This is a genomic window from Phenylobacterium sp. (assembly GCF_036502675.1).
Lineage (GTDB): Bacteria > Pseudomonadota > Alphaproteobacteria > Caulobacterales > Caulobacteraceae > Phenylobacterium.
On sequence record NZ_DASXYF010000023.1, the window covers coordinates 1 to 11,786 of the forward strand.

General features: G+C 70.8%; 12 protein-coding genes. 6 read left to right on the forward strand and 6 right to left on the reverse strand.

Annotated elements, in window-relative coordinates; all coding sequences use genetic code 11:
• Positions 1–1,742: efflux RND transporter permease subunit (locus VGL30_RS03000; protein WP_331536626.1), on the reverse strand; the 1,742-nt coding region annotated here is incomplete at its 3' end.
• Entirely contained in the window at positions 1,742–3,013 is a 1,272-nt protein-coding gene (locus VGL30_RS03005; protein WP_331536628.1) for an MdtA/MuxA family multidrug efflux RND transporter periplasmic adaptor subunit, read from the reverse strand. The genes VGL30_RS03005 and VGL30_RS03000, both read right to left, overlap by 1 nt.
• A gap of 485 nt (positions 3,014–3,498) precedes the next feature.
• Between VGL30_RS03005 and VGL30_RS03010 the strand changes: the two genes are divergently transcribed.
• Positions 3,499–3,903, forward strand: coding sequence for a Zn-ribbon domain-containing OB-fold protein (locus VGL30_RS03010; protein ID WP_331536630.1), 405 nt, complete (start codon positions 3,499–3,501; stop codon positions 3,901–3,903).
• A 30-nt stretch (positions 3,904–3,933) separates the two neighbouring features.
• On the opposite strand, the gene VGL30_RS03015 is transcribed toward VGL30_RS03010, so the two are convergent.
• Together VGL30_RS03015 and VGL30_RS03020 are read right to left on the reverse strand one after the other, a co-directional pair.
• On the reverse strand, positions 3,934–4,509 hold the full coding sequence (locus VGL30_RS03015; protein ID WP_331536632.1) for a CAP domain-containing protein: 576 nt from the start codon (positions 4,507–4,509) through the stop codon (positions 3,934–3,936).
• A gap of 78 nt (positions 4,510–4,587) precedes the next feature.
• Entirely contained in the window at positions 4,588–5,052 is a 465-nt protein-coding gene (locus VGL30_RS03020) for a nuclear transport factor 2 family protein (protein WP_331536634.1), read from the reverse strand.
• A gap of 136 nt (positions 5,053–5,188) precedes the next feature.
• On the opposite strand from VGL30_RS03020, the gene VGL30_RS03025 reads away from it, so the two are divergent.
• On the forward strand, positions 5,189–6,400 hold the full coding sequence (locus VGL30_RS03025; protein ID WP_331536636.1) for a CoA transferase: 1,212 nt from the start codon (positions 5,189–5,191) through the stop codon (positions 6,398–6,400).
• 273 nt (positions 6,401–6,673) lie between these two features.
• Positions 6,674–7,243 (forward strand): hypothetical protein, encoded by a 570-nt coding sequence (locus VGL30_RS03030; protein ID WP_331536638.1) that lies wholly within the window; start codon positions 6,674–6,676, stop codon positions 7,241–7,243.
• On the opposite strand, the gene VGL30_RS03035 is transcribed toward VGL30_RS03030, so the two are convergent.
• Positions 7,240–7,428 carry a hypothetical protein gene (locus VGL30_RS03035; RefSeq protein WP_331536640.1) on the reverse strand — a complete coding sequence of 63 codons (189 nt, stop codon included), beginning with the start codon at positions 7,426–7,428 and terminating at the stop codon, positions 7,240–7,242. The two genes, VGL30_RS03030 and VGL30_RS03035, sit on opposite strands and share 4 nt — an antisense overlap.
• Positions 7,429–7,505: 77 nt before the next feature.
• Positions 7,506–8,684: a thiolase family protein gene (locus tag VGL30_RS03040; RefSeq protein ID WP_331536642.1), complete on the reverse strand. Its 1,179-nt coding sequence runs from the start codon at positions 8,682–8,684 to the stop codon at positions 7,506–7,508.
• Positions 8,685–8,969: 285 nt separating this feature from the next.
• Between VGL30_RS03040 and VGL30_RS03045 the strand changes: the two genes are divergently transcribed.
• The 3 genes from VGL30_RS03045 to VGL30_RS03055 all read left to right on the forward strand — a co-directional run.
• A complete protein-coding gene (locus tag VGL30_RS03045; protein WP_331536644.1) occupies positions 8,970–9,197 on the forward strand; it encodes a lipoyl domain-containing protein in 228 nt (75 codons plus the stop codon).
• 23 nt (positions 9,198–9,220) lie between these two features.
• Positions 9,221–9,625, forward strand: a complete 405-nt coding sequence (locus tag VGL30_RS03050) for a nuclear transport factor 2 family protein (protein ID WP_331536646.1) — start codon at positions 9,221–9,223, stop codon at positions 9,623–9,625.
• A 224-nt stretch (positions 9,626–9,849) separates the two neighbouring features.
• Positions 9,850–11,786: acyl-CoA dehydrogenase family protein (locus tag VGL30_RS03055; RefSeq protein WP_331536648.1), on the forward strand; the 1,937-nt coding region annotated here is incomplete at its 3' end.

Here is an 11,786-nt window from a genome sequence, read left to right on the forward strand (position 1 = left end):
TCCGTCACGGCCACGATCGATCCGGTATCCTGCTGCGGCAGGAAGCCCTTGGGCACCATGACATAGAGCGCCACCGTGCCGAGCAGCGTTGCCGCCGAGATCAGCAAGGTCAACGTCTGCCGCCCCAGCACCCAGAGCAGCGTCACGCGATAGAGCGCCGCAACGCGTCCAAAGGCGGCCTCCGTCATGCGCGCCGGCCACGCCTGTTGTTCATGTACGATCGGCCGCAGCAGCCGCCCGCACATCATCGGTGTCAGAGTAAGCGAGACAACCGCCGAGACCACGACCGCGACCGAGAGGGTGATCGCGAATTCATGGAATAGCTTGCCCACGACGCCGGACATGAAGAGCAGCGGAATGAAGACCGCGATAAGCGAGACGGTCAGCGAGATGATGGTGAAGCCGATCTGGCGCGCCCCCTTCAGCGCCGCCTCGAAGGGGCGCTCGCCGTCCTCGATATGGCGCTGGATGTTCTCGATCATGACGATGGCGTCGTCGACCACGAAGCCGGTGGCGATGGTCAGCGCCATGAGGCTCAGGTTGTTGAGGCTGTAGCCCAGCAGGTAGGTGACGCCGCAGGTCCCGATCAGCGACACCGGGACCGCCAGGCTGGCGATCAGCGTGGCGCGCCAGGAGTGCAGGAAGAGGAAGATCACCAGCACCACCAGCAGCACGGCCAGCAGCAGCTCCATCTCCACGTTGTGCACCGAGGCGCGGATGCCGGTGGTGCGGTCGGATAGCACCTTGACCTTGATGGCGCCGGGCAGGGAGGCGGTGAGGTCGGGCAGGCGGGCCTTGATGGCGTCGACGGTCTTGATGACGTTGGCGCCGGGCTGGCGCTGGACGTTGAGGATGATGGCCGGGGTCTCGTTGGCCCAGGCGCCCAGCTTGACGTTCTCGGCGCTGTCGACGACTCGGGCGATGTCGGCGAGGCGGATCGGGGCGTCGTTCCGGTAGGCGACGATCAGGGCCTTGTAGTCCTCGACGGTGACCAGCTGGTCGTTGGCGTTGATGGTGTAGGCGCGGGTGGGGCCGTCGAAGCCGCCCTTGGCGCTGTTGGCGTTGGCCGCGGCGATGGCGTTGCGCAGGGCGTCCATGCCCAGGCCGGCGGCGGCCATGGCCTGGGTGTCGGCCTGGATGCGCACCGCGGGGCGCTGGCCGCCGGAGAGGGAGACCAGGCCCACGCCGGCCACCTGGCTGATCTTCTGGGCGAGGCGGGTGTCCACCAGGTTCTGCACCTCGGTGAGCGGCAGGTCCTGGGAGGTGACGGCCAGGGTGATCACCGGGGCGTCGGCCGGGTTGACCTTGGCGTAGACCGGGGGGGCGGGGAGGTCGGCGGGCAGCAGGTTTCCGCCGGCGTTGATGGCGGCCTGCACCTCCTGCTCGGCCTCGTCGAGGGCCTCGCCCAGGTTGAACTGCAAGGTGATCACCGAGGCGCCCGCCGAACTGGTGGAGCTCATGCGGGAGAGACCGGACATCTGGCCGAACTGCCGCTCGAGGGGCGCGGTGACGGTCTGGGCCATCACCTCGGGGCTCGCGCCCGGATAGATGGTGCGGACCTGGATGGTGGGGTAGTCCACCTCCGGCAGGGCCGAGAGCGGCAGCAGGCGAAAGCCCAGGACCCCGGCCAGCACGATGGCCAGCATCAGGAGCGACGTGGCCACCGGACGCATGATGAACGGGCGCGACGGGCTGGGACCCTCGGGGCCGGGCGTCCGTTCGGCGTCGGAGGAGTCCGACATCAGCCGCTCCCGCCGGGCGCGCCTCCGCCCCCGCCGGCCTGGCCGCCACGGCGGCGGCGTCCGCCGTGCTGGCCTTGGCCGCCGCCGCGAGCCGGGCGGTCGCCGGCGAGCTGCACCTTGCCGCCCTCGGTGAGGCGGTCGCCGCCCTCGGTGATCACCCGCTCGCCCGGCTTCAGCCCCTGCGAGACCACCGCCTTGTCGGCCTGGGTGGGGCCGGGGACGATCTTGCGCCGGGTCACCGTGCGGTCGGACTTGAGCAGCCAGACGTAGGCGCCGTCCGACCCCGCGCGCACGGCGGTGACGGGCACGACCACGGCGGCCTTCAGGGTGTCGAGCTGCAGGTGGACGTTGACGAACTGGGCCGGGAACAGGGCGCCGTTCCCATTGTCGAACCGGGCCTTGGCCCTGACCGTGCCGGTGGTGGGGTCGATGCGGTTGTCGAGGGTGGAGAAGCGGCCGTGGCCCAGGGAAACGGTGCGCGTGCGGTCCAGCGCGGCGACCGGTAGCACCGCCTGGGCGGCGCGGGCCTGCACCCGGGCGACGTCGTCCTGCGGCAGGGTGAAGGCCACGTCGATGGGAGCCACCTGGGTGAGCACCACCAGGCCGTTGGAATCGCCCGCGCCGATGTAGTTGCCGACATCGACCACCCGCAGGCCGACGCGGCCGCTGACCGGGGCGGTGATGCGGCTGTAGCCCAGGTTGAGGCGGGCGGTCCCGACCGCGGCCCTGTCGGCCGTGACCGTGCCGGCCAGCTGGCGGGCCAGGGCGTCCTGGGTGTCCACGTCCTGCCGGGCGATGGAGTCCTGAGCCTGCAGGGTCTTGTAGCGCGTCAGGGTGAGGCGGGCGTTGGCGAGCTGGGCCGCGTCGCGGGCGAGCGTGCCTTCCGCCTGCATCAGCGCCATCTGCAGGGGGCGCCGGTCGATGATCGCCAGCGGCTGGCCCCGGCGGACCATCTGGCCTTCGCGGAACAGGATCTCGGTGATGACGCCGGAGACCTGCGGCCGGACGGTGACGGTGGCCGCGGGCGTGACCGTGCCCAGGGCGTCGAGGATGACCGGCACGTCGGCCTGGGTCGCCGTGGCGACGCCGACGGTGGTGGCGGGCCGGCCGCGCCGGCCGCCGGGGCCCTGCGAGTCGCCTGCGCCGCCCCGATGGGCGAGGAACCAGGCCAGGACCGCCACGGCGGCCAAGGCGGCCAGCACGCCGCCGATCACCAGGATCCGCCGCCCGGGCCTGCGTCCGATGCGCATCCCGGCGCCCTTGTCGTTCATCGCTGCTCCTGACGCCGGCGCCGGCGGCGCCGCCTTAACGGCGAAGCCGTGATGCGCGTTCCGTGTCGACCGCCCGACACCCGCCGCTTCACTGCGGCGCCGCGCCGACGGACCCGGCGGCGGTCGCGAGTCAGCAGAGAAAGCAGGGCTGGATTAGGGTCTAATTCCCGCCGGTTCCAGTCGGTTGTTGCAGCCTGGAACGGGTTGGGCTGCGAGTTCCGTCGCCGCCGCAGCATCGTTGCGGTGCAGCAATCCGCCTCGGGCGGCGTCCGCCGCTGCAGGAAACGATTGCGCTTCGGCCTTCCACCCCGCAAACCTCAGGGCCCGCAGACGCCGGAGGCGCCGAGGCATGAACGGCGCTCGAACTTCGAAACGCGGGCGGACATTGCGTTTCGGCCGGCAAGATGATGAATACCTGCCCTGACTTCAGGGCGTTCGCGCTGCTCTCACCGGGCCGCGGCGCAAAGGCGTAGAGGAGGGACCCTATGAGCCAACCGTGGCGGCCGATACCGAAGCTGGACGACGACAACCGGTTCTTCTGGACCTCGGGCGCGGACGGCAAGCTGCGCTTCCTGCACTGCGACGCTTGCGACCACTACCTCCACCCGCCGGGCCCGGTGTGCCCCAAGTGCCTGAGCGCAGACCTGGCCCCCAAGGCGGTGTCCGGCGCGGCCACGGTGCGCAGCGTGACGGTGAACCACCAGCCCTTCGCGCCTGGCATGGCGGTCCCCTTTGCGATCGCCATCGTCAACATCGCCGAGCAGGACGACGTGAACCTGACGACCAACATCGTCGACGTGGCCCCCGATCAGGTGATCACCGGCATGCCGGTGCAGGTGACCTTCGAGCAGCACGGCGAAGTGTACGTGCCGCTGTTCAAGCCGGCCTGACGCGCCGCGCGACGCGGCGGACCGATCGCTTCAGCGCCGGACCAGCGCCCCGGCGAAGTCGATGACGCACATGCCGCCATAGACGGCGTGGCGGCCGCAGGCGACGCCGGCGGCCTGGAAGGCCTGGCCGAACAGATCCTTGCGGTGGGCGCGGCTGGGGACGCCGCTGTCGACGACCAATTGGCGGACGACGGCGCGGGGCGACGGCTGGCCGTAAGAGATGGTCTCGGCGGCCAGGCCCGCGAAGACGCCCTGGCTCTGCAGACGCCGGCCCAGCGCGCCGGGCGCGCCGTGGCCCACGTCGCCGCGCGGACCCTGGGCGCGGACGTGGGCCAGGGCGGCGGCGGCCATCCGGCTGTTGGCGGCCAGCGGCGGCAGGGGCGCCTGGCGCAACAGGAAGCCGATGGCGTCATCCACCGCGTCGGGATCCTCGTAGGCGTCGGCGTTGCCGGTCTCGTCGCCCAGCTCGCGGGCGTAGGCCGCCGGGTGGGCGCGCACGTGGTTGAGCTCGGCTAGAACCGCGTCCTCGAACGCGTCTGCGAGCGCCGCCGTGGGCGCGGCGCAGATCAGCAGGAGGCCCAGGAGAGGCAGGCGTGCGGTGCGCATCGTCGACTCGTTCACAACGTCCTGGCCGATCCTGGCGCAGGAAGCGTTGCCGGCCGGCTAACGCGGCCGCGGCCCGGTCTAAAGCCCCAGGTCGCTCAGTCCCGGGTGGTCGTCGGGGCGGCGGCCCAGGGGCCAGCGGTATTTGCGCTCGGCCTCGGCGATCGGCAGGTCGTTGATGCTGGCGATGCGCCGGCGCATCAGGCCCTGGCCGTCGAATTCCCAGTTCTCGTTGCCGTAGGAGCGGAACCACCGGCCCGAATCGTCGCGCCATTCGTAGGCGAAGCGGACGGCTATGCGGTCCGCGCCATGGGTCCAGAGTTCCTTGATCAGGCGGTAGTCAAGCTCGTGCGCCCACTTGCGGCGCAGGAAGGCGGCGATCTCCGCGCGGCCGGTGACGAACTCGGCCCGGTTCCGCCAGACGCTGTCCTCGGTGTAGGCCAGCGCCACACGTTCGGGGTCGCGGCTGTTCCAGGCGTCCTCGGCCAGGCGCGCCTTCTGGGCGGCGGTCTCGGCGGTGAAGGGCGGCAGGGGCGGACGGGACATGGCGGACCGAGTTGCTGGAACTGTTTGGAGCGGGGCGGCGAGGTAAGCCTACCGCCGCCTCCGCGCCATTGACACCTCAGCGTCCAGCCCGCCCATTGGGAAAAATGACAGGGCTTCGGCTTGGAGGAGGATTGCGGTGTATGACGTGATGCAGGGCGTGCGGGTCGTCGAGGTGGCGGAGCACACCTTCATACCGGCGGCGGCGATGGTGCTGGCTGACTGGGGCGCCGACGTCATCAAGATCGAGCGGACCACCAACGGCGGCGACCCCATGCGCACGCTGCAGATCCCCAACCTGAACGCTGGCGGCTTCAACCCCTATTTCGAGGCGGGCAACCGCGGCAAGCGCTCGCTGGCGCTGGACCTGACGCAGGCGGAGGGCCGCGAGATCCTCTACCGGCTGGTGAAGGACGCCGACGTCTTCACCACCAACCTGCGGGCCGCAGCGCGCCGGAAGCTGGGGATCGAGCCGGCCGACCTGTTCAAGCTCAATCCGCGGCTGATCTACGCCCGCGGCACCGGCTACGGCCTGCAGGGGCCGCTGGCGGCGCAGGGCGGGTTCGACTTTCCGTCCACCTGGTGCCGTGGGGGGCTGGCCAACCAGCAGACCCTACCCGGGCGCGAGCCGCCGCCGGGGCCGGCCTCGGTGGGGGACCTGACCGGAGGCGTGACCACGGCCGGGGCGATCGCCGCGGCGCTCTTCAAGCGGGAGCGGACCGGCAAGGGCTCCATCGTCGACAACGCCCTCTACATGGTGGGGACCTATCTGATGTCGCAGCTGATCGCGATGTCGAGCCTGGGGGTGACGCGGGCCCCGAGCGAGCTCCCGCGGCACGAGCACTTCAACCCCCTGGTCATGATGTACCGGACCAGTGACGAGCGGTGGCTGAACCTCTGCCTGCTGATCCCCAAGTGGTGGCCGGACTTCGCCCGCCACGTCGGCCGGCCGGAGCTGATCGATGATCCGCGCTTCAAGGACCCGCGCGCCCGCTACGAGAACCGGGGGGCGCTGATCACCGAGCTCGACAAGACCTTCCTGCAGCACACGCTGGCCGAATGGGTGAAGAAGCTGGAGACCATGGAAGGGGTCTGGGCGCCGCTGTTCAACCCCGAGGAGGTGACCGCCGACCCGCAGGCGCTGATCAACGGCTTCGTGTCGCCGGTGGGCGGGACGGACGGGGCGCCGGACTACATGGTGGGCGTCTCGCCGGCCCAGTTCGACGAGCGGCCGATCGGCGCGCTGCGGCGGGGACCGAACCTGGGCGAGCACACCGCCGAGGTGCTGGCCGAGCTGGGCTTCGACGAGCACGCGGTGGAAAACCTGAAGCGGGCCGGGATCGTGCTCTGAACCTCAGGCCTCCCGGTTTCGGCGCCGCGGCCGGGAGCCCGGGACGACGGTGGCCGTTTCCCTTATGGCCCGGGGTTCGAGATGATCCAGGGAGAGCCTGTGACCGCCTGGTTGCGGACGACGCCGCGCGGGCGAGGAATTGATCACCGCAACTCACGCGGGCAACGCCGCCTTAACCTCAGGTTGCTATCCCGGATCGGGATGGGGGGCCGGTCCATGGAACTATCGCCGTCATCGTCGGGCGCCCAAGCGGGCGACGCGGCCGGCCGCGGGATGCAGCTCCCGTGGCTCGCAGGCTTCGTCCTGTGCGTCTTCGGCGCGACCTTCGCGATCCTCGGCGCGCGCGCCGACGCCGGCTGGAGGGTCCCGCGGGATCTGACGCCCGACCTCTCGGTGGACGCCGGGCCCTACCGGACGCCGGCGGGCTGCCCGGCGCGGCGCTGGTCGCCTGGCGAGTACATGCCGCACGCCTGCCTGCGGGAGGATACGGTGATCCGCGCGCCGCGGAACATCGGTCTGGAGCCGCCCCAGCCGCCGGCCCGCCATCCGTCGCGCTACTGGGTGCGCGACGGGAACGACGCGCTCGCGGTCATCTGCGGCGTCTGGCGATGCAAGGTCGCCGTCGTGGTGCGCGACCGGTTCGTCGGCTCCTTCCCGATCGACGGGGCGACCGATGGGGACGGGGTGGACTACCGGCGCGAGCCGCTGGGCTATGCGCTGACCCTGCCGGGCGCCCTGCGCGCACTTCCCGCGCTGGCGTTTTGCGTCGTCTCGGGCCTGCGGCTGTGGCGCGGCGGCGACCGGGACCGGCGGAGCGTGGCGAGGGCCAGATCGAAAGCTTAGGGCTTGACGGGCGCGGCCGGTCCGACGGCGGGGGGCGGCGCCTGGGACGAAGCCGGCGAGTCGCGCGGAGCCGGCCGATGCACATGGGTTTCGGCGAAGGCGGCGGCGATGATCGAGGCCGAGCCAAGGATTCCCAGCACCCCAGCCGCCAGGATCAATCCGCGCCGCGTGCTGACGTCGTCCATGAACCGCTCCCGTTCCAGCGGCGCAGGAAACCCCTATAAGATTGTAAAATCGTTATTGATCAACCAAAAGGTGCAACCTAGAGCGTGAGCAGGGTGCAAGCCGCATGGGAACCGCCGCCCACCGCCACGGCGGCGACCTGATGCTTGCGGGTGAGCTGGCGCTCGCCCGCATCGCCCCAGAGCTGCTTGCAGGCTTCGTAGAGGAAGCCGTAGCCGTGCAGGCGGACGCCGGAGAGCTGGCCGCCGTCGGTGTTGATCGGCAAGATCCCCTCGCGGGAGATGTTGTGGCCGCCCTCGATGAAGGCGCCGCCCTCGCCCCGGCCGCAGAATCCCAGCGCCTCGAGCCAGGCCAGCGTCAGGAAGCTGAAACCGTCGTAGATGGCCCCGAAGTCCACGTCCTTGGGCTTCAGGTCGGTGCGCGCCCACATCATCCTGGCGCTGTCCACCTGCCCCTCCATCGTCGCCATGTCGACGAACTGGTCGATGGAGTCGCGGCCGTGCAGGGCGCCGCCGACGGATTCCACCGTGATCGGCCTGTGCTTCAGGTCCTTGGCCGCGTCGCGGTGGGACAGAATCACCGCCACCGAGCCGTCGGCCGCCTGATCGCAGTCCAGGAGGCAGAACGGCGTCGAGATCATCCGCGCCGACAGGTACTCGTCCATCGTCAGCGGCGTCTTCATCAGCGCCACCGGGTTCAGCAGCGCGTTGCGGCGGCCGTTCAGGGCGATCTGGCCCAGCTGCTCGCGCGTGGTGCCGTACTTGGCGAAGTGGGCGGCGGCGTGCTGGGCGAACCAGTTCGTGGGCGAGAAGGCGTGGAACGGCAGCAGCCATTGCATCGGCCCCCCGACCGGCTGCGGCGCCTCCTGCTTCGGCGGCGGGGCGGCGCGCATCGCCGCCTGCGCGGTGGATTCGACGACGGTGCGGATGACCACGACGTGCCGCGCCAGGCCCGCCTCGATGGCGGCGTAGGCGTTGATGAACGCGCCGAGCTGGCCGGGGGCCTCGCTGCCGCCGCTGAACCAGTTGAGCTCGAGGCGCAGCGCCTCCTTGATCTGCGGCACGCCCACCGGGCCGGTGCCCTTCATCTGCTGGTTCTGGCCCGGCCAGGTGGAGACGCCGTCGATATCCTTCAGCGACAGCCCGCTGTCCTCCAGCGCGTCGGCGATCGACTCGATGGCGAGCTTGATGCCGCTGATGCCCAGCTTGCGGCCGACGGTGGAGCGGCCCACTCCGCTGATGACGACGGTCTTTGACAAGTCCGGATCCTTCCCTGACGTCCCGCAGCACGCCGTCCGCGGGTTTTGAGAGCTCTACGTCTTTTCGGCATCCGCAGCGGCGCGGTCAATGGAAATGAAATGGCGTCGGTTAGCCGGGGGCGACTGTACGCCCGGGCACTGTCCGCGCCCTTCGGTCCTGACGCTGCGGGCCAGGAAGCTTGGCGCCGGGCGGCGGGGCGTTATAGAGCTTGCGCGACGGAACGGAAGGCGCGGGCTTGGCGGACGACGGTCGCCGCCGGCGCAAGCAAGGGACAGACGAAGACCATGACGGACATCATGCTGCCGAAGCTCGGCTTCACCATGACCGAAGGGACCATCACCGAGTGGCTGGTGGCCGACGGCGCCGCGGTGCAGGAGGGCCAGCCGATCTACGTGCTGGAGGCCGAGAAGGCGACGCAGGAGATCGAGGCGCCCGCCTCCGGCACGCTGCAGATCCTGGCCCCGACCGGCGAGGAGCTGGAAGTCGGCATGGTGGTCGGCAAGATTTCCTGAGGATCCCTGAAGAGGAGGGCGGTATGGGCCAGCGGGTCTCCACCGACGACTACGTTTCGATCGCCGACCACTTTGGCCGCTATTGCTTCCACATCGACAGCGGCGAGGCCGACGAATGGGCGGCGATGTTCACCGAGGACGGCGTGTTCGCCGGGCCGGCGACACCGCAGCCGCTGGCGGGGCGCGAGGCGCTGAAGGGATTTGCCGAGGCCACCTGGACCGCCTTCAAGGGCCAGGTGCGGCACACCGCGGGCAACCTGAATTGCGTCTATGGCGCGAGCCGCGACGAGGTGAAGGCCAAGCTCTACAACTACGTGACCGCCTGGATGGAGGGCCGCGGGCCGGTGATGGCGGTCTGCGACATCACCCTCGTGCGGGCCGGGGACGGCTGGCTGATCAGGCGCAACGCCTACGACCTGCTAGCCTAGCGCCGGCCTGTTTCGGTTGAGCCCATATGCGGTCGCCCTGCGTCCCGCAGGCAGGGCAGAGCTGAATAGACATCGGCTTCAATCTGCGTAAACGGTCTAGGGCCGCGTCCTGCGGCGACCCGCCGGTCAGGCGTCGTCGCGGGCGAGGGAGGAAGCGCAGGAACGCCGCACGTGATTGCGCCGCCGCATCGTACGTCCCGGTTCGATTTCCAGGAGGCCCCCGCGTGAAACTCGACCTGCCCGAAGACAGCCTGCCCATCAAGGAGATGTTCGAACGGTTCTTCGCGACGGAATCGACACCGGCGCGGGTCCGGGCCGCCGAGCCCGTCGGCTTCGATCCGGCGCTGTGGCGCGAGCTGGTGGCGCTGGAGGCGCCGTTCATGCGGCTGTCGGCCGACGCGGGCGGCGGGGGCCTCGGCCTGTTCGACACCACCCTGGTGCTGGAGCAGGCCGGCCGGCGGCTGGCCGCGGCGCCGCTGGCCGAATCCATCGTGGCGCTCAGGGTCCTGGGCGAACTGGGCGGGGAGACCGCCAAGGCCTGGATCGACAAGGTCCGCGATGGCGAGACGGTGCTCACGCTCGCCCTGCATGAGGCGAAGCCCGGCGAGACGCAGCTGGTCCCCGGCGGGGCGGCGGCCAAGGGCGTGCTGACCTTCGACGGGCGCGAGGTGGCGATCGAGGTCCCGGCCGCGCCGCTGGAGGCGCCCTCCACCTTGGGCGGCTCGGCCATCGGCGCCTTCACCCCCGGCCGGGGCGAGCGCCACGTGATCGCCAGCAACGCCGACGCGGCGAAGATCTGGGCGGCGGGGATCGAGGAGTGGAAGCTGCTCACCGCCGCGGCTCTGGTCGGCCTGTCGCGCGAGGCGCTGGCCATGGCCTCGGCCTACGCCTGCGAGCGCATCGCCTTCGGGATCCCGATCGGCGCCAACCAGGGGATCTCGCACGTCCTGGCTAACGACGTCATCGACGCCGACGGCGGGGCGATGATGCTGTGGTGGACGCTCAGGGCCCTGGCCGACGGCCACCCCCAGGCGGGGGCGGCGGTCTCGATGATGTTCTGGTGGGCGGCGCGGACCGCGACCAGCGCGGTGGCCCACTCGCTGCACACCTTCGGCGGCTACGGCCTGTCGAACGAGTACGACATCCAGCTCTATCACCGCCGCGCCAAGGCCTGGCCGCTGGTGCTGGGCGATCCCCAGGACGAGCTGGTCCGCGCCGGCCGCCGGCTGCTGCTCGGCGAGGACGCGGCGGCGCCGGATCCGGGCCTGGTCCAGGTCGACTTCGATCCGCCGGAAGGCGGCGAGGAGTTGGCCGCCGAGACCCGCGCCCTGTTCGCCGGCATCCTCGACCCTAAGAAGCACAAGCTGCACGACCTCTCCTTCGAGTCGCACGACTGGGAGGTCCACAGGGCGCTGGGCAAGGCGCGCCTGTTGTTCCCCGACTGGCCGACCGAATGGGGCGGCCGCGCCGCCGATCGCGGCTCGACCCGCGCCAGCCTCGCGGTCTGGCAGGAGGTCGGCTACACCCCGCCCCCGCGCAGCACGACCGGGCTGGTGGGCGCCGCCATCCTCAAGTTCGGCACGCCGGAGCTGAAGGCCGAGGTGCTGCCGCGGATGGCGTCGGGCGAGATCACCACGGCGCTGGGCTACACCGAGCCGTCGGGCGGCTCGGACGTGTTCGCCGCCAAGACCCGCGCGGTGCGCGACGGCGACGACTGGATCATCAACGGCCAGAAGATGTTCACCTCGGGCGCCGAGTGGGCGAGCTATGTCTTCCTGCTCACCCGCACCGACCCGGACGTGCCCAAGCACAAGGGGCTGACCATGTTCCTGGTGCCGCTCGACGCGCCGGGCGTGGAGATCCACCCGGTCTACACCTTCATGGACGAGCGGACGAACGCCACCTTCTACTCCGACGTCCGCATCCCCGACCGCTACCGCATCGGCGAGATCAACGGCGGGGTGAAGGTGATGGCCTCGGCGCTCGGCCAGGAGCAGAGCGGCGGCTACTACCACAACAACATCCGCGGCATGGCCGACGCCGCTGCCGACTGGGCGCGCCAGAACGGCAAGATCGGGGATTCCCACACCCTCGCCCGCCTGGCCCGCGCCTACGCCGACGCCCAGATCGCCGAGGCCCTTTCGGCCAAGGTGCTGGGAAT